At 67.6% G+C, this 21,654-nt stretch carries 17 protein-coding genes and 1 pseudogene; 9 read left to right on the top strand and 9 right to left on the bottom strand.

The window, feature by feature from the left end; translation table 11 throughout:
• The 6 genes and pseudogenes from BR47_RS33930 to rpmF all read right to left on the bottom strand — a co-directional run.
• A pseudogene (locus BR47_RS33930) lies at window positions 1-95 on the bottom strand (MspA family porin); the annotation flags it as partial.
• A gap of 612 nt (window positions 96-707) precedes the next feature.
• The gene (locus BR47_RS0127630; protein ID WP_133763292.1) at window positions 708-1,232 is read right to left on the bottom strand and encodes a MogA/MoaB family molybdenum cofactor biosynthesis protein; all 525 of its coding nucleotides are present in this window, start codon (window positions 1,230-1,232) and stop codon (window positions 708-710) included.
• 20 nt (window positions 1,233-1,252) lie between these two features.
• On the bottom strand, window positions 1,253-2,683 hold the full coding sequence (locus BR47_RS0127625) for a S1C family serine protease (protein WP_020099050.1): 1,431 nt from the start codon (window positions 2,681-2,683) through the stop codon (window positions 1,253-1,255).
• Window positions 2,684-2,794: 111 nt separating this feature from the next.
• The gene (locus BR47_RS0127620; protein WP_051128373.1) at window positions 2,795-4,279 is read right to left on the bottom strand and encodes a HAMP domain-containing sensor histidine kinase; all 1,485 of its coding nucleotides are present in this window, start codon (window positions 4,277-4,279) and stop codon (window positions 2,795-2,797) included.
• A gap of 53 nt (window positions 4,280-4,332) precedes the next feature.
• Complete coding sequence (locus BR47_RS0127615; protein ID WP_020099048.1) at window positions 4,333-5,019, bottom strand: response regulator transcription factor; 687 nt, start codon at window positions 5,017-5,019, stop codon at window positions 4,333-4,335.
• Between the two features lie 78 nt (window positions 5,020-5,097).
• A complete protein-coding gene (gene rpmF / locus BR47_RS0127610) occupies window positions 5,098-5,274 on the bottom strand; it encodes a 50S ribosomal protein L32 (RefSeq protein ID WP_029104679.1) in 177 nt (58 codons plus the stop codon).
• 225 nt (window positions 5,275-5,499) lie between these two features.
• On the opposite strand from rpmF, the gene BR47_RS0127605 reads away from it, so the two are divergent.
• The 7 genes from BR47_RS0127605 to BR47_RS0127575 all read left to right on the top strand — a co-directional run bounded on the left by BR47_RS0127605 (window position 5,500) and on the right by BR47_RS0127575 (window position 14,574).
• Window positions 5,500-7,215, top strand: a complete 1,716-nt coding sequence (locus BR47_RS0127605) for an acyclic terpene utilization AtuA family protein (RefSeq protein WP_036427927.1) — start codon at window positions 5,500-5,502, stop codon at window positions 7,213-7,215.
• Window positions 7,212-8,360: an acyl-CoA dehydrogenase family protein gene (locus tag BR47_RS0127600; protein ID WP_029121458.1), complete on the top strand. Its 1,149-nt coding sequence runs from the start codon at window positions 7,212-7,214 to the stop codon at window positions 8,358-8,360. The genes BR47_RS0127605 and BR47_RS0127600 overlap by 4 nt, the downstream gene beginning before the upstream one ends.
• A gap of 31 nt (window positions 8,361-8,391) precedes the next feature.
• Complete coding sequence (locus tag BR47_RS0127595; RefSeq protein WP_020099044.1) at window positions 8,392-9,987, top strand: acyl-CoA carboxylase subunit beta; 1,596 nt, start codon at window positions 8,392-8,394, stop codon at window positions 9,985-9,987.
• Between the two features lie 13 nt (window positions 9,988-10,000).
• Window positions 10,001-11,959 (top strand): ATP-binding protein, encoded by a 1,959-nt coding sequence (locus BR47_RS0127590; protein ID WP_029121457.1) that lies wholly within the window; start codon window positions 10,001-10,003, stop codon window positions 11,957-11,959.
• 2 nt (window positions 11,960-11,961) lie between these two features.
• Window positions 11,962-13,119, top strand: a complete 1,158-nt coding sequence (locus tag BR47_RS0127585) for an acyl-CoA dehydrogenase family protein (RefSeq protein ID WP_020099042.1) — start codon at window positions 11,962-11,964, stop codon at window positions 13,117-13,119.
• Between the two features lie 12 nt (window positions 13,120-13,131).
• Window positions 13,132-13,899, top strand: coding sequence for an enoyl-CoA hydratase family protein (locus BR47_RS0127580; RefSeq protein ID WP_020099041.1), 768 nt, complete (start codon window positions 13,132-13,134; stop codon window positions 13,897-13,899).
• 90 nt (window positions 13,900-13,989) lie between these two features.
• Window positions 13,990-14,574, top strand: a complete 585-nt coding sequence (locus tag BR47_RS0127575) for a DUF1707 SHOCT-like domain-containing protein (RefSeq protein ID WP_029104677.1) — start codon at window positions 13,990-13,992, stop codon at window positions 14,572-14,574.
• A 189-nt stretch (window positions 14,575-14,763) separates the two neighbouring features.
• Here BR47_RS0127575 and BR47_RS0127570 read toward each other — a convergent pair whose 3' ends face one another.
• Window positions 14,764-16,731, bottom strand: coding sequence for a vWA domain-containing protein (locus BR47_RS0127570; RefSeq protein WP_029121456.1), 1,968 nt, complete (start codon window positions 16,729-16,731; stop codon window positions 14,764-14,766).
• On the bottom strand, window positions 16,724-18,118 hold the full coding sequence (locus BR47_RS0127565; protein WP_029104676.1) for a sigma 54-interacting transcriptional regulator: 1,395 nt from the start codon (window positions 18,116-18,118) through the stop codon (window positions 16,724-16,726). Before BR47_RS0127565 ends, BR47_RS0127570 begins: the two co-directional genes overlap by 8 nt.
• Window positions 18,119-18,194: 76 nt before the next feature.
• Between BR47_RS0127565 and BR47_RS0127560 the strand changes: the two genes are divergently transcribed.
• Window positions 18,195-19,208, top strand: coding sequence for an alpha/beta hydrolase (locus tag BR47_RS0127560; protein ID WP_029121455.1), 1,014 nt, complete (start codon window positions 18,195-18,197; stop codon window positions 19,206-19,208).
• A gap of 20 nt (window positions 19,209-19,228) precedes the next feature.
• On the opposite strand, the gene BR47_RS0127555 is transcribed toward BR47_RS0127560, so the two are convergent.
• Window positions 19,229-20,134 carry a LysR family transcriptional regulator gene (locus BR47_RS0127555; protein ID WP_029121454.1) on the bottom strand — a complete coding sequence of 302 codons (906 nt, stop codon included), beginning with the start codon at window positions 20,132-20,134 and terminating at the stop codon, window positions 19,229-19,231.
• Between the two features lie 83 nt (window positions 20,135-20,217).
• Between BR47_RS0127555 and BR47_RS0127550 the strand changes: the two genes are divergently transcribed.
• Entirely contained in the window at window positions 20,218-21,636 is a 1,419-nt protein-coding gene (locus BR47_RS0127550; protein ID WP_029121453.1) for a malate:quinone oxidoreductase, read from the top strand.
• The last annotated feature ends 18 nt before the right edge of the window (window positions 21,637-21,654 follow it).

Here is a 21,654-nt window from a genome sequence, read left to right as displayed (position 1 = left end):
TCATTGTCCAGACCCGCATGGGACGTACCCGCCCCGAAAAACAGCGACGCCAGCGCCGCCACCAGTGCTACCAGCACCCGACTGAATGCCTTCATATTCTCCCTAGCTCAGTAGGCGGTGCCAGCAAGCTGACCGCGCGACCGTTGCAAGAACTCCATCTACGCCCGCAGGCGAAGTTCAAATGTCGTTCTTACCTTTTGCTCATCGTTGACACGAGGAAGATATCGGCGTACTCACCGTCCGGCAATGCGAACGGCGTAAAGACCGCGAAGATATTCCCGGTCCGGAAAAGTTTGCTGGGAACTAGCTGCAGGCTGACGTCGACCCCACCGACCGGTTGGGCCGAAACAAGACGGAAACATACCCTCAACGAGGCCGCTGACCGGCGCAATCAGGAGTTAACCTGATTCGCGGCCAGCCATTGTGAGAACAGCGTGCTCAGCGGTGGTGCGGCGGAACGTTGTCGCGTAGCCAGCGATCCCGGTCACCATCCCCCGAATCTCGCTGATCGTTACATTCGTCGCGGGTAACGTCGGGCAAAACGTCGCCGAACACCTTGTTAACTAGGTCGCGCGAGGGCTGTGTATCACTCATCACAAGCCATCCCGAGTGTGATCAAGATCACACCTTTGCCAAATTGAAGGGTTCACGTGGGACGAGCCCATGACCACTCCGTTCGACCATCGAGCCCCATCGGAGCTCAGCTATCAGATATCGAGGCTCGACAGCTGCGCGATGATGTACGCCGCCAACGGGCCCAGCGTCGCCATACCGTCGCGCACCGACGCACGCGAGCCGGCGATGTTGACCACCAGCGTGCTTCCCGAGACCCCGGCCAGGCCACGCGAGAGCCCCGCGTCCGAAATACCCGCGGCGAGGCCCGAGGAACGCAGCGCCTCGGCGATGCCCAGCAACTCCCGATCCAGCATGGTGCGGGTGGCTTCCGGCGTGACATCGCGCGGGCTGACGCCGGTGCCGCCGACGGAGATGACCAGGTCGACACCACCGATCACCGCGGTGTTCAGGGCATTGCGAATCTCGATCTCATCGGCCGGGACCACGACGACGCCGTCGACGAGGAAGCCGGCCTCACCGAGCAGTTCGGTGACCAACGGGCCGCTGTGATCCTCTTCGCCGTGCGCGGTCCGGTCATCCACGACCACGACGAGTGCACGCCCGGCCAATTCCCCTGCCTGTTCCATGCCTGTCACCGTATATCCCGCCTCTGACATCGAACTCCGCCCCGTTCCCATCACTGCTGCGCCTTACCCAGGGTCACCTGAACGGTCTGCGGTTTGCCCGCGGTGTCCAGGTAGGTCAACGTGACCTTGTCTCCGGGCGCCTTCGAGCGCACCGCGGCCACCAGCGCATCGGCGCTGCTGATGACGCGGTCGTCCACCTTGGTCACCACCACACCGCTGGGCAGGCCGGCCGACTGGGCCGCGCCGCCGTTGGTGACGTCGACGATCTTGGCGCCGTCGATGGTCTTGTCGTTGCCAACCTGCACGCCGAGCGACGCATGGCTCGCGATGCCGTTCTTGATCAGCTCGTCGGCGATGCGCTTGGCCTGGTCCACCGGAATGGCGAAGCCCAGGCCGATCGAGCCGCTCTGCGACTGGCCGGAATCCCCGCCGAGCGTCGCGATCGCCGAGTTGATGCCGACCAGCTCGCCGCTCATGTTGACGAGCGCGCCACCGGAGTTGCCGGGGTTGATCGCGGCATCGGTCTGGATGGCGTCCAGCACGGTGTTCTGGTTCTTGGCGTCACCACCGGCGGCGACGGGACGATTCAGCGAGCTGATGATGCCCTCGGTCACGGTGCCCTGCAGACCGAGCGGCGAACCGACGGCCACCACCTGCTGGCCCACCACCAGGTTGGACGACGAGCCCAGCGAGATGGGCGTCAGGCCCGAGACGCCCTTGGCCCGCACGACCGCGATGTCACTGCTCGGATCCGTCCCGACGATCTGGAACGTCGTGGTGTTACCGGTGTTGAACGTGACCTTGGTCTGCACCGGCGGAGCACCGGGGGGCGGGGCATCTTTGGCGCCGGCCACCACGTGGTTGTTGGTGAGGATGAGCCCGTCCGCGGACAGGATGATGCCCGAGCCTTCCTCGGAGGCCCGGCCCATATCTGTCTCGAGCTTCACGACGCTGGGCACCACCTTGGCCGCGACCTGCTCGACCGAACCGATCGGCGCGTTCCCGGCGTGCTGTCCGCGGGCCGAACCGCCCAACGAGGTCGAACTGCTCGAGTAATCGGGCTGGGCCAGCATCACAATGCCGCCGCCGATGCCCGCCGACACCAGGGCAACCGCTGCCATTCCGGCGATCAAAGGTCCTGTGCGGGAACGATTTTGCGGCCGTGGTGCGATGGTCGGCCGGCCATTGTGCGACCCGTTGCGGTAGGGGTCGTGCGGCTGCGACCCGTACTGCTGGGTCGAGTACTGGCCGTACGAGCCGGTCGCGTGTTGCCCGGTCTGATGCTGCCCCGTCTGGTACTGACCGGTGGCGTAGTTGCCCGTGGGGTACTGCCCCGTGGTCTGCGGCTGCTGGTGCGTGGCGTAGCGCCAGTCGTATGACGACCCCTGCTGCGGCGACGCGCCATAGCCGGGCGCGGATTGATAGGAATCAGGACGCCGACCGGACTCGGGCTGCTGCGAGTACCTCGGGTGATTCGTCATTACTGGTCGACACTCTTCCTGTATTTCCGATCCGTTGCCGGGACAACGAACGACATGACCTGACGGTGCCCATTCGGGCTGAGAATCCACTGAGACACCACAGGCCGCACCCTAGACTTCCTCCCCCGTCCGGGCAGGTTCATTTTCCGTGGTCAGGCCCGTTACGTCCAGCGCAGAAGGGCGGTGTGTTGCGGTCACGCCGGAGGGGCGTCCCGGCAACACGAGATGGATCGACGTGCCCGGCGGCGTCCCGCCCGGCACGGTGTCCTCAATCCGCAGTGCGCCACCGTGTTTGAGCACCACCTGCTTGACGATGGCCAGTCCCAGACCGGAGCCGGGCATCGCCCGCGCCGTCGTCGACCGGTAGAAACGCTCGAACACCAGGCCCCGCTCCTGCGGCGGAATACCCGGCCCCCAGTCGGAGACCACCAGCTCCGCGTGCGTCGGATTGATGCGTCCGAGCCGGACCCGCACCACCGAGCCGGCCGGACTCCACTTGGCGGCGTTGTCGAGCAGGTTCAGCACGGCCCGGGACAGCCCGGCCCCGTCGCCGTACACCTGCCAGCCGGCGATGTCGACGTCGAAGTCAATGTCGTTGCGGCGGCGGCGAACTCGTTCCAGGCTGCGCTCGACGACCTCGGCCATCTCGACGGGCTCGTGGACCGTCACCGCGGCATCATCGCGGGTCAGGTCGACCAGGTCGCCGACGAGGGTCGACAGTTCCTCGATCTGGGCGATGACGTCGGATTGCAGACCCGCCATCTCCTCTTCGGGGAACGGCGGCGCGCCGGGTGCCATGGCCGCCATCAACAGCTCGACATTGGTCCGCAGCGAGGTCAGCGGTGTGCGCAATTCATGACCGGCGTCCGACACCAAGCGGGCCTGCCGATCTCTCGACTCGGCGAGCGCGCGCAACATCATGTTGAAAGCCTCTGTCAGCCTGGCCAATTCGTCATTGCCGTACACCGGGATGGGACGCAGATCATCGGTGCGGGCCACGCGTTCGGTGGCCTCGGTCAACCGGGCCACGGGTCTCAGCCCGGTCCGCGCTACCGTGCCACCGGCGATGGCGGCGACGGCCATGCCTATTCCACCCACGATGAGCAAAATGGTGCCGAGACGTTTGAGCACCTGGCTGGTGGGCCAGAGGTTCTTGGAGATCAGCAGCGAGTTGCCCGACTGCAGGTGGACCGCCAGCACGCGCTGATAGTTGGTGGTACGCAACGACATCAGCAGCTTGCCGGCGATGACGTCCTTCTCCGGCGTCCCGAGTGGCAGCGTCTGCCCCTGCTGGTTCGCGGTGTAGATGGACTGCCCCGGGATCACGTACATCGCGTTGACGTCCGAGTACGCGGTGCCCTCGATGGCCTTGCCGGGGTCGACGGCCAGGGAACCGCTCTCGATGAGCAGTTGCGCGCGGCTGTGCAGCTGGTTGTCGATGTCGCCGTACAGCGCCTTGGACACCACGACGTACACCGCGACCGACATGAGGACGACGACCATCGCCACCATCGACATCGCGAGCAGCATGACGCGCCATTTCAGCGACACCGAGCTGGCGTCGTGTTGCACTGTGCCGTCCGGCGTCACCGGCATCTGCGGTACTTCCCGCATCTTCCGGTCCACCGCGACGCGAAGCCGGTCGAGCATCAGGGCGGGGTCTCACGCAGCACGTAACCCACGCCGCGGACGGTGTGGATCAGGCGCGGTTCTCCCTCGGCCTCGGTCTTGCGGCGCAGGTAACCGACGTAGACCTCAAGGGCATTGCCCGACGTCGGAAAATCGAAGCCCCACACCTCTTCGAGGATCCGGCTGCGGCTGAGCACCCGGCGCGGGTTGTGGATGAGCATCTCGAGCAGCGAGAACTCGGTGCGGGTCAGGCTGATAGACCGGGAGCCCCGGGTGACCTCACGCGTCACCGGATCGAGGCTGAGGTCCGAGAACGTCAGCGCGGCCGACTCGGCGCCGTCGGCGGGGCCGGTCCGGCGGAGCAGGGCCCGCATCCGTGCGAGGAGTTCCTCGAGTGCGAATGGCTTCGGCAGGTAGTCGTCAGCACCGGCGTCGAGGCCGGCGACCCGCTCATCGATCGAGTCACGGGCCGTCAGCATCAGCACGGGAAGGTCGTCGCCGCTGCTGCGCAGCTGACGGCAGACTCCGCGCCCGTCCAGCCGGGGCATCATGTCGTCGAGCACGACGGCGTCGGGCCGGTCGCTGGAGATGCGCTCCAGCGCCTCGACACCGTCTTGAGCCAGTTCGACCGAGTACCCGTTGAAAGTCAGTGACCGACGCAATGATTCGCGTACAGCGCGGTCATCGTCGACTACAAGGATTCGCACAGGCACAGTCTCACCCCACCATCTGAGAGTGGACTGAGAAGACGCGCCACGCGGGCGCGAGAAAAACCGTCAGTCGGTTCAGGCGCGGCGGTCGAGGTCGATCAGACCCAGACGCGCGGCCTTGAGCAGACGACGCGGCACCTTGTGCGCCTGACCTGCGACGTTCACGCTGACCAGACCGGTGGCCTCGGCCTTCCACTGCGCGCGACGGCTACGGGTGTTCGAGCGCGACATCCTGCGCTTGGGCACAGCCATGATGTGCACCTCTCTAACTAAACGGAATTGCTTGCGGTCGGCCGCGTCGCGAACAAGTAGGGCCAATGGCCTCTCTATTGCTCCCGCGTGCGCAGCGATTGCACCTCAGGATAGCCGTCGACCTGCGTAGGCTCCAAAACGTCGCCCCAACCGGGCAACACGCAACCCCCAGCCCCCTTGACTCGGTACCGCTAGTACCGACTAACCTCCCTACCGGTTGGTTGAATGACGGGAGTGTGTGTGACATCACCAGCAGTCCGGATCGGTAACTGCTCGGGGTTCTATGGAGACCGGCTGGCGGCGATGCACGAGATGCTCGCCGGCGGCGAGCTGGACTACCTCACCGGCGACTACCTCGCCGAGCTGACCATGCTGATCCTCGCGCGGGACCGGGCCAAGAACGCCGACCTCGGATACGCCAAGACCTTCCTGCGCCAACTGGAGCAGTCCCTGGGCCTGGCCCTGGACCAGGGCGTGAAGATCGTCGCCAACGCCGGCGGCCTCAATCCGGCCGGCCTGGCAGCCGCGGTACGCGCCCTGGCCGACAAGCTCGGGCTGTCGGTGAACGTCGCACACGTCGAGGGTGACGACCTGGTGGCGCGCGCCGACGAGCTCGGCTTCGGCACCCCGCTGTCGGCCAATGCCTACCTCGGTGCCTGGGGCATCGTGGACTGCCTGAAGTCCGGCGCCGACGTCGTCGTCACCGGCCGGGTCACCGACGCCTCGGTGATCGTCGGACCGGCCGCCGCGCACTTCGGCTGGACCCGCACCGACTACGACGCACTTGCGGGCGCGATCGCCGCCGGCCACGTCATCGAATGCGGCACGCAGGCCACCGGTGGCAATTTCAGCTTCTTCACCGAGATCCCCGACCTGATCCGTCCCGGGTTCCCGCTGGCGGAGATCGCGGCGGACGGCTCGTCGGTGATCACCAAGCACCCGGGCACCGGGGGCCGCGTCAGCGTCGACACCGTCACCGCGCAGCTGCTGTACGAGATCACCGGGGCGCGCTATGCCAATCCCGACGCCACTCTGCGGGTCGACTCGCTCGAGCTGTCCGCCGACGGTGAAGACCGGGTCCGCATCTCGGGCGTGCGCGGCGAGGCGCCGCCGCCCACGTTGAAGGTGTCGCTCAACAGCATCGGCGGCTTCCGCAACGCTGCGTCGTTCATCCTCACCGGCCTGGACATCGAGGCGAAGGCGGACCTGCTGCAGCGCCAGCTGGAAGCCAGCATCACGGCGCGCCCGGCCGAGTTGCAGTGGACCCTGGCCCGCACCGATCATCCCGACGCCGACACCGAGGAACGCGCCAGCGCGCTGCTGCACTGCGTGGTGCGCGACCCCGATCCGGCCAAGGTCGGCCGCCAGTTCTCCGCGGCGGCAGTCGAACTCGCACTCGCCAGCTACCCGGGCTTCACCACCACCGCACCCCCGGGCGACGGCCAGGTGTACGGCCTGTTCAAGCCCGGCTACGTCGACGCCGCCCTGGTGCCGCACGTGGCGGTACTGGCGGACGGCACCCGGGTTGACATCGCGCCGTCCGCGCAGACGCTGAAGTTGGGGCCCGTCGCCGACCCGGCGCTGCCGGATCCGCTGCCTGCCGGACCGACGCGTCGAGCACCACTGGGCACCATCGCCGGGGCCCGCAGCGGCGACAAGGGCGGGTCGGCCAATGTCGGCGTCTGGGTCCGCACGGATGCCCAATGGCGTTGGCTGGCACACACATTGACGGTCGAGAAACTGCGTGAGCTGCTGCCCGAGGCGGCCGAGCTGCCCGTCACCCGGCATCTGCTGCCCAATCTGCGCGCCATCAACTTCGTCATCGAGGGCATCCTTGGCGAAGGCGTCGCGTACCAGGCCCGATTCGATCCCCAGGCCAAGGGCCTCGGGGAATGGCTACGAACCCGTCATCTCGACATCCCGGAGGAACTGATTTCGTGAGCATCTGGACCACGCCCGAACGTGACGCACTGCGAAAGACCGTGCGCGCGTTCGCCGAACGCGAGATCCTGCCCCACGTCGACGAGTGGGAACGCAGCGGCGAGCTGCCCCGTTCGCTGCACGAGGCAGCCGGTGCGGCCGGCCTGCTGGGCGCCCAGGCGCCCGAATCCGTCGGTGGCGGGGGCGGCGACGGTGCCGACGCCGTGATCGTCTGCGAGGAACTGCATTACACCGGCGTGCCCGGCGGCGTCTTCGCGTCGCTGTTCACCTGCGGCATCTCCACGCCGCACATGATCGCCTCCGGCGATCAGCGGCTGATCGACACCTATGTGCGACCGACGTTGCAGGGCAAGATGATCGGCTCACTGGCCATCACCGAACCCGGCGGCGGCTCCGACGTCGGGCACCTGACGACCCGCGCCGACCGCGACGGCGACGACTTCATCATCAACGGCGCCAAGACCTACATCACCTCCGGTGTGCGCGCCGACTATGTCGTGACCGCGGTCCGCACCGGAGGCCCTGGCGCAGCTGGTGTTTCGCTGATCGTGGTGGATAAGGACACGCCGGGCTTCACCGTCAGCCGCAAGCTGGAGAAGATGGGCTGGCGTTCGTCGGACACCGCCGAGCTGTCCTACGTCGACGTCCGCGTCCCGGCCGCCAACCTGGTCGGGCCCGAGAACTCCGGCTTCCTGCAGATCGCCGGCGCGTTCGTCTCCGAGCGCGTCGGGCTCGCCGCGCAGGCCTACGCGAGCGCGCAGCGCTGCCTGGACCTGACCGTGCAGTGGTGCCGCGACCGGGAGACCTTCGGCCGGCCGCTGATCTCGCGCCAGTCGGTGCAGAACACCCTGGCCGAGATGGCCCGGCGCATCGACGTTGCCCGGGTCTACACGCACCATCTGGTCGAGCGCGAGCTGGCCGGCGAGACGAACCTGATCGCCGAAGTGTGCTTCGCCAAGAACACGGCCGTCGAAGCCGGCGAGTGGGTGGCCAACGCCGGGGTCCAGTTGTTCGGCGGCATGGGCTACATGGCCGAGTCGGAAATCGAACGGCAGTACCGCGACATGCGCATCATCGGTATCGGCGGCGGCACCACCGAGATTCTCACCTCGCTGGCCGCCAAGACGTTGGGATTCCAGTCGTGACACAAGCAAGTAGCGGAGCGGATTGCGCATCATGACCCAGCTCAAATCCACACTCAATTCTGCGTCGGCCGGCTACACCGAGGCCGCCGCGGCGATGACGGCCAAGCTCACCGAGCTGGACGCCGAGCACGCCAAGGCCCTGGCCGGTGGCGGCGCGAAATATGTTGACCGCCACCATGCCCGCGGCAAGCTGACCGCGCGCGAGCGCATCGAGCAGCTCGTGGATCCGGACTCGCCGTTCCTGGAGCTGAGCCCGTTGGCAGCGTGGGGCAGCGACTTCGTCGTCGGTGCCAGCCTCGTCACCGGCATCGGTGTGGTCGAGGGCGTCGAGTGCCTGATCGTCGCCAACGATCCGACCGTCAAGGGCGGCACGAGCAACCCGTGGACGCTCAAGAAGATCCTGCGCGCCAACCAGATTGCCCGCGAGAACCGGCTTCCCGTGATCTCCATGGTCGAGTCGGGCGGTGCGGACCTGCCCACGCAGAAGGAGATCTTCATCCCCGGCGGTGCGATGTTCCGGGATCTGACCCGGCTGTCGGCCGAGGGCATCCCGACCATCGCGCTGGTGTTCGGCAACTCGACCGCCGGCGGCGCCTACATCCCCGGCATGTCCGACCACGTGGTGATGATCAAGGAGCGCTCGAAGGTTTTCCTGGCCGGCCCGCCGCTGGTCAAGATGGCCACCGGCGAGGAGTCCGATGACGAATCCCTCGGCGGCGCCGAAATGCACTCCCGCACATCGGGTCTCGGCGACTACTTCGCCCACGACGAGCTCGACGCCATCCGCATCGGCCGGCGCATCGTGGCCCGGCTGAACTGGCGCAAGCAGGGCCCGACGCCGGCACCGGTCGTGCCGCCGCTGTACCCCGAAGACGAACTGCTCGGCATCGTCGGCGCCGATCTGCGCATCCCGTTCGATCCACGGGACGTCATCGCCCGCATCGTCGACGGCTCGGACTTCGACGAGTTCAAGCCGCTGTACGGCTCCTCGCTGGTGACCGGCTGGGCCACGCTGTGGGGCTACCCCGTCGGCATCCTGGCCAACGCGCGCGGCGTGTTGTTCAGCGAGGAATCACAGAAGGCCACACAGTTCATCCAGCTGGCCAACCGCTCCGACACGCCATTGTTGTTCCTGCACAACACGACCGGCTACATGGTCGGCAAGGCGTACGAGGAAGGCGGGATGATCAAGCACGGCTCGATGATGATCAACGCCGTCTCCAATTCGAAGGTGCCGCACATCTCGCTGCTGATCGGCGCCTCCTACGGCGCCGGCCATTACGGCATGTGCGGCCGTGCCTACGACCCCCGGTTCCTGTTCGCCTGGCCCAGCGCGAAGTCCGCGGTGATGGGTGGCGCGCAGCTGGCCGGTGTGCTCTCGATCGTCAGCCGCGCCGCCACCGAAGCCCGGGGCGGCCAGGTCGACGAAGCTGCCGACGCGGCCCTGCGGGCCGCCGTCGAAGCGCAGATCGACGCCGAATCACTGCCGGCGTTCCTGTCCGGCAGGCTCTACGACGACGGCATAATCGACCCCCGCGACACCCGCACCGTGCTGGGAATGTGCTTGTCCGCCATTGCCAATGCCCCGATCGAGGGGACGTCGAACTTCGGCGTCTTCCGCATGTGAGTTGAGAACCCAGATGATCACGAAAGTTCTTGTCGCCAACCGCGGGGAAATCGCCCGCCGGGTGTTCGCCACCTGCCGCCGGCTCGGCATCGGCACCGTCGCGGTCTACACCGACCCCGACGCCGCGTCCCCGCACGTCGCCGAAGCCGACGACCGGGTGCGGCTCGAGGGCCGCACCGGGTATCTCGACGCCGCCCAGCTGATCGCCGCCGCCAAAGCGTCCGGCGCCGACGCGATACATCCCGGGTACGGATTCCTCTCGGAGAACCCGGATTTCGCGGCCGCGGTGCAAGATGCCGGGCTGACGTGGATCGGTCCGCCGGTGGCGGCCGTGCAGGCCATGGGCTCCAAGATCGAGGCCAAGAAGCTGATGTCGGCGGCCGGCGTTCCGGTGCTCACCGAGCTGGACCCCGACACCGTCACCGCCGACCAACTGCCGGTGCTGATCAAGGCCTCCGCCGGCGGCGGCGGCCGCGGCATGCGGGTCGTTCGCGAATTGTCCGCGCTGCCGGCCGAAGTCGCGGCCGCACAACGCGAGGCCCAGTCCGCGTTCGGTGATCCGACGGTGTTCTGCGAGCGTTACCTGGCCAGCGGCCACCACATCGAGGTCCAGGTGATGGCCGACGCGCACGGCACGGTGTGGGCCGTCGGCGAACGCGAATGCTCCATTCAGCGGCGGCACCAGAAGGTCATCGAGGAAGCGCCGTCCCCGCTCGTGGAGCGGACGCCGGGCATGCGCGCCAAGCTGTTCGAGGCCGCCCGGCTGGCAGCGACCGCCATCGGATACACCGGCGCCGGCACCGTCGAGTTCATGTCCGACGGAGGCGGCGACTTCTTCTTCCTGGAGATGAACACCCGCCTGCAGGTCGAGCACCCGGTCACCGAGGAGACCACCGGACTCGACCTGGTCGAGCTGCAGCTCGATGTGGCCGACGGGGGTGCGCTCGCCGCGGAACCGCCCACAACGCAGGGACATTCGATCGAGGCCCGGCTCTACGCCGAAGACCCGGCCAAGGACTGGCAGCCGCAGGCCGGCACAGTGCACCGATTCGACGTGCCGGGCGTCCGCACCGAGTTCAGCCTGCTGGGCCGCGCCGGAACACGCGTCGACTCCGGCATCGTCGACGGTTCGGTGGTGTCGGTGTTCTACGACCCGATGCTGGCCAAGGTCATCTCGTTCGCGCCGACCCGGGACCGGGCCGCGGCGATCCTCGCCGACGCGCTGTCCCGCGCGCGCATCCACGGCCTGCGCACCAACCGCGACCTGTTGGTGAATGTGTTGCGGCACCCCGCTTTCCTGGCCGGCGACACCGACACCGCGTTCTTCGACACCCACGGCCTGGCCGAACTCGCGGCACCGGCGGACACCGACGTCACGCTGGCCGCCGTCGCCGCTGCCCTGGCCGATGCGGCACACAACCGCGCCACGGCAACGGTTTTCGCCGCCGCACCGAGCGGTTGGCGCAACCTCGCGTCGGGCTACCAGAGCCGTTCGTACAGTGACGCGGCCGGCGCCGAGCACCAGGTGCGGTACCGGTACACCCGCGACGGCGTCGAACTGCCCGACCGCGACGACGTCACCGTCGTGACCGCCGAACCCGCCCGAGTGGTGTTGTCGGTCAACGGAGTTGAGCGGTCGTTCGACGTCGCGCGTTACGACGCCGATGTGTTCGTCGACTCCCCCGCCGGGGCCGTGCACCTCGTGGCCCAGCCGCGCTTCCCCGACCCGGACGCGGCCGTCGCTCAAGGTTCGCTGCTGGCGCCGATGCCCGGACTGGTGGTCCGAGTCGGCGCTGCCGTCGGCGATGCCGTCACCGCCGGCCAGCCCCTCATCTGGCTGGAAGCCATGAAGATGGAACACACCATCGCCGCACCGGATTCCGGTGTGCTCGCCGAACTCAACGTGCAACCCGGCCAGCAGGTCGATGTCGGTGCCGTGCTCGCCCGTGTAGAAACCCCCGAAGGAGAATGACAATGAGCTTCATCGAATCCGACGAGCGCAAGGCGCTCCGCGAGGCCGTAGTCGCGATGGCCTCGAAGTTCGGCCAGGACTACTTCCTGGAGAAGGCCCGCGCCGGCCAGCACACCGACGAATTATGGTCCGAGGCAGGCAAACACGGGTTCCTGGGCGTGAACATGCCCGAGGAGTACGGCGGCGGTGGCGCCGGCATGTACGAGCTGAGCCTGGTCATGGAAGAGATGGCCGCCAATGGCTGTCCGCTGCTGATGATGGTGGTCTCGTCGGCCATCAACGGCACCATCATCTCGAAGTACGGCACCGAAGAGCAGAAGAAGCGCTGGGTCCCGGGGCTGGCGGACGGCTCGCTCACCATGGCCTTCGCGATCACCGAACCCGACGCCGGCTCCAACAGCCACCGCATCACCACGACGGCGCGCCGCGATGGCGGCGACTGGATCCTGTCCGGCCAGAAGGTGTTCATCTCGGGCATCGACCAGGCTGACGCCGTGCTCGTCGTCGGCCGCACCGAGGACCACAAGACCGGCAACCTCAAGCCGGCACTGTTCGTGGTCCCGACCGATGCGCCGGGCCTGAGCTGGACCAAGATCGAGATGGAGATCATCAGTCCCGAGAGCCAGTTCCAGGTGTTCCTGGACGAGGTGCGGCTGCCCGCCGATGCACTCGTCGGCTCCGAGGACGCCGCGATCGCGCAGCTGTTCGCGGGCCTGAACCCGGAGCGGATCATCGGTGCGGCCATGGCCGTCGGCACCGGCCGGCTGGCGATCCGCACCGCGACCGAGTACGTCAAGACCCGTCAGGTCTGGAAGGTGCCGATCGGTTCGCACCAGGGCATCTCGCACCCGCTGGCGCAGATCCACATCGAACTCGAGCTGGCCAAGCTGATGATGCAGAAGGCCGCCACGCTGTACGACGCGGGTGACGACTTCGGTGCCGCCGAAGCCGCCAACATGGCCAAGTACGCCGCCGGTGAGGCCTCGGTGCGCGCCGTCGATCAGGCCGTGCAGTCGCTCGGTGGCAACGGCCTGACCAAGGAGTACGGCATCGCCGCCGCGGTCACTGCGTCGCGACTGGCACGCATCGCTCCGGTCAGCCGTGAGATGGTGCTTAACTTCGTGGCGCAGACCTCGCTCGGTCTGCCTCGCTCGTACTGACAGGGAAGTCTCATGACCGCACTGGTCCACTACTCCGTCGAAAACGGTGTCGCCCGGTTGACGCTGGACTCACCGCACAACCGCAATGCGATGTCGACCGCGCTGGTGGACCAGTTGCGGCAGGGCCTCACCGATGCCGCCGCCGAGCCCGGCGTCCGGGTCGTGGTGCTCGGCCACACCGGCGGGACCTTCTGTGCCGGGGCCGACCTGAGTGAAGCGGCCGGACGCAGCCCCGGCGACCTCGCGACCGCCCGTGCGCTGGAGGCGGCGCACCTATTGCGATCGATCCTGGAGTTGCCCATTCCGGTGATCGCCGCGATCGACGGCCATGTCCGGGCCGGCGGCATGGGGCTGATCGGTGCCTGCGACCTGGTGGTCGCCGGCACCGCCAGTACTTTCGCGCTCACCGAGGCCCGGATCGGGGTGGCGCCGTCGATCATCTCGCTGACGCTGCTGCCGAAGATGACGGCCCGCGCGGCCGGTCGCTACTTCGTGACGGGCGAGAAGTTCGGCGCCGAGGAGGCCGAGCGGATCGGCCTGGTGACCGTCGCGACCGACGACGTGCCGGCGACCGTGGCGAAGCTGGCGGACGAGATCACCAAGGGTTCACCGCAGGGTCTGGCCACGTCGAAGGCCCTGACCACGGCGTCGATCCTGGCCGATTTCGACCGTGACGCCGAGAAGCTGGCCAAGCAGTCGGCGGAGCTGTTCGTCTCCGACGAGGCCAGGGAAGGCATGCTGGCCTTCCTCCAGAAGCGACAGCCGAACTGGAATAAGTGATCCACATCCCGTAACGGATCCGACATCGATGCGGCCACAGTTTGCAACATCAGCCTTGCAAGTCCCTGTGATCGTCGTAGGCTCGAGTTGATGAGCACCCCAGGTTCGCGCGCACAGATGCGCGTCGTCGATACCGACCGGATACAGGTCGCTCACCTCCTCAGCGACGCGGCCGCGCAGGGACGCCTGCCCATGTCCGAATACGAGGACCGGCTCAACCGCGCCTACTCGGCGCAGACGTACGCCGAGCTGTCGAAGTTGAGCGACGACCTGCCGTACATCACCACTGCGCCGTGGGAAGCGGGCGGCGAATGCCATCCCGCGCCGTCGACGCTGCTGCTGGCGATCATGAGCGGATTCGAGCGCAGAGGCCGCTGGAACGTGCCGCAGCGGCTGACGTCGTTCTCTTTGTTCGGTGGCGGCGTCATCGATCTGCGCTACGCCGATTTCACGTCACCGGACGTCGAGATCCACTCCTACTCGATCTTCGGCGGGCAGACCATCCTGCTGCCGCCGGAGGTCAACGTCGACGTGCATGGCGTCGGTGTCATGGGCGCGTTCGACCACCTCGGTCAGCAGGGCACCCCCGGCGCCCCGCGCGTCACCATCCGCGGTTTCTCGCTGTGGGGCCGCGTCGGCATCAAGTCCAAGAAGCGCAAGCCGCCGCCCACTTAGCTTTCCCGCTCCCATGGGGCTTCCGCGCGCCTAGGGGCAGCTCTACCGCTCCCGCGAGCGGCCGTGTCTGTACGCAACACGCCGCAATTGGCGTGTACTTTCGGGCCGCTCGCCGACGACGAACGGCCGCATCCTGCACAGGTTCGGTGGCGTGTCGCGGTACAAACACGGCCGCTCGCCATGGAGTGGTTACCGCCGGCGACGCCGCGAGCGCAGGTAGTCACCGACCACCGCGGCGCCCAGTCCGTCGAGTTCGGGCACCACGACGCGGCCTTCGACGCGCCGGGCCACCTGGTCGATGAACCGCGCCAGGCCGGGATCGCTGCCCAGCCGGAAGATGGTGATCTGCGCGCCCAGCCGGGCCACCTCGTCGAAGCTGCGCACCGTGAACGCGATGGTGCGCGGGTGCGGCGGGTAGTCGAAGAACGTCTCGGTGCCGTTGCGGTACTGCTCGAGGTGGGCCGTCGGCTCGCCGTCGGTGACGACGAGGACGACCGGCTGTGCGTTGGGATGACGCCGCAGATGCCGGCCGGCGAGCAGCAGCGCGTGGTGCAGGTTGGTGCCCTGTTCGTAGACGCCTTCCAGCCCCGTCAGCTCGGCCGCCGAGACGGTGCGGGCATGTCGGCCAAAGGCGATGATCTGCAACGCATCCGATCGGAACCGGGTGCTCACCAGATGATTGAGCGCCAGCGCGGTGCGCTTCATCGGCAGCCACCGGTTCTCCATGACCATCGAGAACGAGGTGTCGACCAACAGCGCCACCACGGCCTGGGTGCGCGTCTCGGTCTCCGAGATCTCGACGTCGTCGACCGTGATGCGCAACGGCCCGTCCTGACCCGTACCTGCCTGTCGCAGTACCGCGTTGGTCAAGGTGCGGGTGACGTTCCAGGGTTCGGTGTCTCCGAACTGCCACGGCCGGGTGGCGCCGGTGAGTTCGCCGGCGGCACCGGCGCGGCGGGTGTCCCGCTCGCCGTGGCGGCCGGAAAGTTGTTGCGCCACATCGCGGAGCGCTGCCTGACCCAACTGCCGCATGGCCTTTGGCGACAGCCGCCACTGCCCGTCGGAACCGCGGTCCAGGAAGCCCTGGTTCATCAGGGTGCGTTCCAGTTCCGCCAGGGCACGGGCGTCGACGGCGGCCTCGTCGCCCAATTGCCGGGCGAGCATGTCCAGGTCGACGTCGTCCATCTGGGCACCGGCGTAGCTCTGCGAAAGTTGTTCTGCCAGTTGCTCCAACTCGGCGATGTCTTCCATCGCCTGCGCGGCCTCCCCCATGCCCAGCGGGTTGTTTCCGGTGAAATTTCGCTCGCCGGTCCAATCCTCGCCCGGGCGGGCAGCCTGCAGGTTGGCGTCGAGGCGGTCGAGCGCGTTCATCAACGACGGTGACCCGAATGCCTGCTGCGCCAACGCATCCAATTCGGCGCGTTGATCTGGCGACAGGCTGTTGCGGAACCGCTGCGCGGCGGCGGCCCGCTTGGCCAGGGAGTCCAGCAGCTCGTCGACGTTCTGCGGATTCTCGGGAAAGAACTGGCCGTGCTTGGCCATGAAGTCCTGGAAATCCTGTTGGGTGTCTTCGCCGTTGGCGTGCTTCTCCAGCAGGTTGTTCAGGTCGTCGAGCATGTCGTTGACGGCCTGACGATCCTCGTCGGTGGCGTTCTGCAGGGCGTCCTTCATGCCGGCGAATCGTTGGTCCAGCATCTCCCGGCCCAGCAGATCCTTGATCTGCTCATACTTCTGCCGGGCTTCCGCCGATCGCCAGTCGTATTCGGAGAGCTCCTGCACCGCCTTGGCCGGTGACGGCGACAACGACTCCAACTGCAGTTCACCGAACCGCGCGTCGTCGTCGAGCGCCCGGGCCAGTTCCTTGCGCTCGGCGAGCACCGCCTCGTCGAGCAGCTTCTTGATCTCCTGCAGGGTGCCGTCAAGGTTGTTGCGCGACAGCAACTCCCGACGACGCCGGTTGGCCTCGGCGGCCAGCCGGTCGGCGCCGCGCATGTTCTGGGTACCGCGACGCAGCAGCTCGGACAGCGCCCGCCGGGGCGACGCGCCCTCCATGACGTCCTGCCCGATCTGCTCCAGCGCCTCCCTCAGGTCGACGGGAGGCGCCAGCGGGTCGGGCCCGCCGGTGTAGCGCGAATACCGCGAGAGGTGGTTAGCCATATACCGTTTCGCCGTCGTCGGAGGTCTTGTCGATGCGCTTGGCCAGGTACAGCGCTTCCAGCGCCAGTTCGACGGCCGCCGCCCGCTCGCCGTCGGACTGCGCGCCCAGCCGGTCGGCGATGGCGTCGATCACCGGCAGGTCCGGCAGCGCGGCCAGGACGTCCTTGGCCGACACCCGCTCGCCCGTCGTGACCGGTGAATCCCCTTCCACCGCGGCGACCAACGAACCGACGTCGATGCCGCCGAGCAGCCGCTGTGCGGTGTCCGCGGTCGCCCGCCGCAGCAGGTGCTCCAGGACGGCCTGTTCGCGGCCTTCCTCACCGGACTCGAATTCCAGCTTGCCGCGCAGCACGCCGATGATGGTCTGCAGATCGACCACACGCGCGACCGGATCCTGTTCGCCCAGAATCGCGGAGCGGTGCTGGGCCGCGGCGCCGACCGTCTCCGCCGCCGCGATGGCGAAGCGGGCCGAGACGCCCGACCGCTGATCGATCGACTGCGACTCGCGCAGGTACCGGGCGAACCGGGCCAGGATCTGCAGCAGGTACTCGGGGACCTCGGCAGCCAGGTGCGCTTCCTGCCTGATGACGCCGACCTCCGCGTCGAGCTCCAGCGGGTAGTGGGTGCGGATCTCGGCGCCGAAGCGGTCCTTCAGCGGCGTGATGATGCGGCCACGGTTGGTGTAGTCCTCAGGGTTGGCGCTGGCCACCACGAGCACGTCCAGCGGCAGGCGCAACGTGTAGCCGCGCACCTGGATGTCGCGTTCCTCCATCACGTTGAGCATGGCGACCTGGATGCGCTCGGCGAGGTCGGGCAGCTCGTTGATGGCGACGATGCCGCGGTGGGCCCGCGGGATGAGTCCGTAGGCGATGGTTTCCGGATCACCCAGACTCCGGCCCTCGGCCACCTTGATGGGGTCGATGTCGCCGACGAGGTCGGCGACGCTGGTGTCGGGCGTCGCCAGCTTCTCGAAGTAGCGCTCGCTGCGGTGTTGCCAGGTGATCGGCAGGTCGTCGCCGGAATCCGCGGCCCGGCGGATCGACTCGGGCGTGATCGGCGAATACGGGTGCTCGCCCAGCTCCGAGCCCGCGATGACAGGCGTCCATTCGTCCAGCAGACCAACCAGGCCGCGCAGCAGACGGGTCTTGCCCTGGCCGCGCTCGCCGAGGAGCACGACGTCGTGCCCGGCGATCAGCGCGCGCTCCAGCTGCGGCAGAACGGTGTCCTCGAAGCCGAAGATGCCGGGCCAGACGTCCTTCCCGTCAGCCAGCGCTGCCAGCAGGTTCTCGCGAATTTCGGTCTTGATGCCCCGCTCACGGTGGCCCGCGGCCTTGAGCTCGCCGACGGTCCGCGGCAGGTCGGCTGGAAGGTCGTTAGGTGATGTCACGACCTCCACGCTACGACGGTGCACGGTGAGCGGCAGCCCCTTGGGCTCCGGAGCTTTACCCAGTACCCTCGGTATCGTGAACTCGCTCGACTGGACTCACCGCCCCACCGACCTCCAGTTCGGCCCCGCCGCGTGGCAGAGCCGACTGCTCGGCGGGCTGACCGCGGTGTTCGTCCGACCGGTAATTGCCCTGCTCACGCTCATCGGCCTCGTCGTCAACCGGTTCCATCCGGAACTGGTCCAGCGCGGCCGCTACGACATCATCGACGGGCCCTTCCGTGCGTTCCGCGCGCTGCCCGGCACCGCGGTGACACCGATCAAGCTCGACGACTGCGACGCCGAATGGATCGTCGCGCCGCGCGCGCAGGGTTCCGATCGCGTGATCATCTACTTCCACGGCTCGGCGCTGATCACCCTCGGGCTGAACTCGCACCGGCGCTGGGCCAGTAAGCTCTCCGCCGCGACCGGCGCCCGGGTCCTGAACGTGGGCTATCGACTGGCGCCGCAGGCCCTGATCGAGGACGCCATCGCCGACGGCGCGTGCGCCTACCGCATGGTGCTCGCCGCCGGCGTCGACGCGAAGAAGATCGTGTTCGCGGGCGACTCCGCCGGCGGCCTGATCGCGACCGGCACCGCGCTCGCCGTGCGTGACGCCGGCCTGCCGGTGCCCGCCGGTCAGATCCTGCTGTCGCCGCTGACGTCGTCCGACATGAATCTGAAGTACAACGCGATGCTCGAACACCGCGACGTGCTGTTCCCGTTCATGGCGGTGAAGTACCTCTACGACGTCTTCGCGACGAAGAACGGCACCCATCCGGTGCCCGAGATGCCGACCGAATCCGACCTGCACGGCCTGGGACCGACGCTCCTGCAGGTCGGCAACAACGAGATGCTGCGCAACGACTCGTTCGCGCTCGCCGACGCGTTGCGCGCCGCGGGTGCGCAGGCGTGGGTTCAGGTGTGGGACAAGGCGATGCACATGTTCCAGCTGAGCTTCGACATCAATCCGGACGCCCGCAAGGCCGTCGACGAGATCGTGGACTTCTTCGAATTCGCCACCACGCAGCAGCCCGGCGAGGTCGCGTCCTAGTCTCCTCCGTTGTCCCTGCGTCAGCGGGTGTGGGCGGTCTTGACCGACCACTCCGTGCGCAGGAAGGTCAGCAGCCTGCGGGCCGCGGGGGTGCCGGCGGTCGGCGCCCACGCCAGTGCGATCTGTCGCTGATATACGTTGGGCGTCAACGGGATTTCCCGGACCTTGCGCGAGGTGTGCTCGTCGTGCGGCAGCAGCGCGATACCCATCCCCCGGCCGACCAGCTCGCGGATGGTGGTGAACTCCGTGATCTCCACGGGCACGTGCGGAACGAATCCCGAATCGCGGCACCAGTTTTCCGTCGCCTGGCGCAAGTGATAGCTGCCCGGGTTGGCGATGAACGTCTCGTCGCGCAGTTCGTCCAGCCGAAGACGACGACGGGCCGCGAGCGGATGAGCCGCCGGTAACACGGCCCGGATTTGTTGTCCGCCGATCACCACATGTTCGACGCCGTCGGGCGGCGGGATCACCACGGCGACGTCGAGCACCCCGGCCTTCAGATCCGCGGCGAGTTCACTGCCGTGCGCCTGTTTGATCTGTAGCCGGATTCCCGGTGCGCGCCGGTGGAATTCGGTGACGAGGTTCGGCACGACGCCGGCCCCCATCGTCAAGGGGAAGCCGAACCGGATGGTGCCGTGCTCGGGGTCGGCTTCGCCGGCGATCGTCTCGACCGTGGCTTCGAGTTCGCGCAACGGACGCCGGGCCTGCTCGGCGAGCTGCACTGCGACCGGCGTCAGGCGCACCGTCCGTCCCTCCTGGGTGAGCAGGCGGACGCCGAGCATCTTCTCCAGCGTGTGAATGCGTCGACTCATCGATGACTGCGGAATGCCCAGGCTGTCGGCCGCACGGGTCATGTGCCCGCCCTGGGAGTCGAGCTCTTCGAGCGCCCGGAGCTGCGGCGCGAGCAGACTCATCCATTGATCCATATTCGGATGATAATCGCCAGAACATTCATTGGACGGATCGAATTCGCGGGGGTGATGCTGGAGTAACGAGACAAGGAGCAACCATGAACACCGTTGAACCGGAAGTCGCCGACGTCGTCCTCATCGGTGGCGGCATCATGTCTGCCACCCTGGGCGCCATGCTCAGCACATTGGAACCGCAGTGGCGCATTGTGTTGGTGGAGCGCGCATCCGACATCGCCACAGAGAGCAGCGGACCGTGGAACAACGCCGGCACGGGCCACTCCGGCTACTGCGAGCTCAACTACATGCCCGATCCCGAAGACGGCACCGCGCCCGCGCAGATCGCCGAACAGTTCCAATTGTCCCGCCGCTGGTGGGCACATCTCGTCGAGCGGGGCCTGCTGGACCCGGCGACTTTCGTCCACGGCACTCCGCACATGGATGTCGTGTTCGGCGACCACGACGTGGCCTACCTCCGACGGCGGTTCGAAACCCTCAGCGCCGATCCACTTTTCGCCGGCCTCGAGTTCAGCGACGACCCCGCGACCATCGCGGCATGGGCACCGTTGGTGATGGAGGGCCGCGCTCCGGCGCAACCGATTGCGGCGACCCGGCATCCGGGAGGTACCGACGTCGACTTCGGTGCGCTCACCCGCGGACTGACCCGCATCATCACCTCGAACGGCGGCGAGGTCCGGCTCGGCCACGACGTGCGCCGACTGCACCAGGACCCGGACGGCACCTGGTTGATCAGCGGCCGGTGTACGGACTCGCACAACAGGTTTCAACTGCGGGCACGTCATGTGTTCGTCGGAGCCGGCGGATTCGCCCTGCGCCTGCTGCAGCGCGCGCACATCCCCGAAGTCCGGGGCTACGGCGTGCTGCCCGTCGGCGCAGCGTTCCTACGGTGCGCGAAACCCGATGTCGTCGCACGGCACGACGCCAAGGTGTACGGCCAGGCCGCGATAGGAGCCCCGCCGATGTCGGTGCCGCACTTGGACAAACGCGTCGTCGACGGCGAGGAGTACCTCATGTTCGGTCCGTATGCGACATTCAGCACCAAGCTGCTCAAAGGCGGCAAGCTCACCGACTTCTTCACCACGCTGCGGTGGCACAACCTGCACGTGCTGGCTGCCGCGGCCCTACAGAGCCTGACACTGGTGCGTTATCTGATCGGCGAGTTGCTCACGCCGTTCAGCGGCAAGATCAAACAGCTGCAACGGTTTTACCCGGAGGCCGACCCCGGCGACTGGGAGTTGGTACCGGCGGGACAGCGGGCTCAGCTCGTCACTCCGGACCCGGAGCGCATCGGCGCGTTGCGCTCGGGCACCGAACTGGTCGCGTCGGCCGACGGCACCATCGCAGGGCTTCTGGGCGCGTCGCCGGGCGCCTCGACCGCCGTGCCGATCATGCTCGAGCTCCTGCAGCGGTGCTTTCCTGAACGATGGGCCGCCTCCTGGCAGGCGCGCATGGACGACGCCCTGACCGCTCGCGACACTGCTGCGCTCCTGAGCCTCTGAACGGCAAATGGCCAGGTT

The sequence above is a fragment of the Mycobacterium sp. UNC410CL29Cvi84 genome, assembly GCF_000686745.1.
Lineage (GTDB): Bacteria > Actinomycetota > Actinomycetes > Mycobacteriales > Mycobacteriaceae > Mycobacterium > Mycobacterium mucogenicum_B.
The sequence above is the reverse complement of the archived record's forward strand: the minus strand, read 5'-3'. Positions and strand labels throughout refer to the sequence as shown.

Bases quoted from the DNA above. Each gene is read 5' to 3' on its own strand.
- BR47_RS0127590 (WP_029121457.1), top strand. From the start codon at position 10,001: ATGATCACGAAAGTTCTTGTCGCCAACCGCGGGGAAATCGCCCGCCGG.
- BR47_RS0127580 (WP_020099041.1), top strand. From the start codon at position 13,132: ATGACCGCACTGGTCCACTACTCCGTCGAAAACGGTGTCGCCCGGTTG.
- BR47_RS0127570 (WP_029121456.1), bottom strand. From the start codon at position 16,731: ATGGCTAACCACCTCTCGCGGTATTCGCGCTACACCGGCGGGCCCGAC.
- BR47_RS0127595 (WP_020099044.1), top strand. From the start codon at position 8,392: ATGACCCAGCTCAAATCCACACTCAATTCTGCGTCGGCCGGCTACACC.
- BR47_RS0127585 (WP_020099042.1), top strand. From the start codon at position 11,962: ATGAGCTTCATCGAATCCGACGAGCGCAAGGCGCTCCGCGAGGCCGTA.
- BR47_RS0127620 (WP_051128373.1), bottom strand. From the start codon at position 4,279: ATGCCGGTGACGCCGGACGGCACAGTGCAACACGACGCCAGCTCGGTG.
- BR47_RS0127550 (WP_029121453.1), top strand. From the start codon at position 20,218: ATGAACACCGTTGAACCGGAAGTCGCCGACGTCGTCCTCATCGGTGGC.
- BR47_RS0127575 (WP_029104677.1), top strand. From the start codon at position 13,990: ATGAGCACCCCAGGTTCGCGCGCACAGATGCGCGTCGTCGATACCGAC.
- BR47_RS0127555 (WP_029121454.1), bottom strand. From the start codon at position 20,134: ATGGATCAATGGATGAGTCTGCTCGCGCCGCAGCTCCGGGCGCTCGAA.
- BR47_RS0127630 (WP_133763292.1), bottom strand. From the start codon at position 1,232: ATGTCAGAGGCGGGATATACGGTGACAGGCATGGAACAGGCAGGGGAA.
- rpmF (WP_029104679.1), bottom strand. From the start codon at position 5,274: ATGGCTGTGCCCAAGCGCAGGATGTCGCGCTCGAACACCCGTAGCCGT.
- BR47_RS0127625 (WP_020099050.1), bottom strand. From the start codon at position 2,683: ATGACGAATCACCCGAGGTACTCGCAGCAGCCCGAGTCCGGTCGGCGT.
- BR47_RS0127605 (WP_036427927.1), top strand. From the start codon at position 5,500: ATGACGGGAGTGTGTGTGACATCACCAGCAGTCCGGATCGGTAACTGC.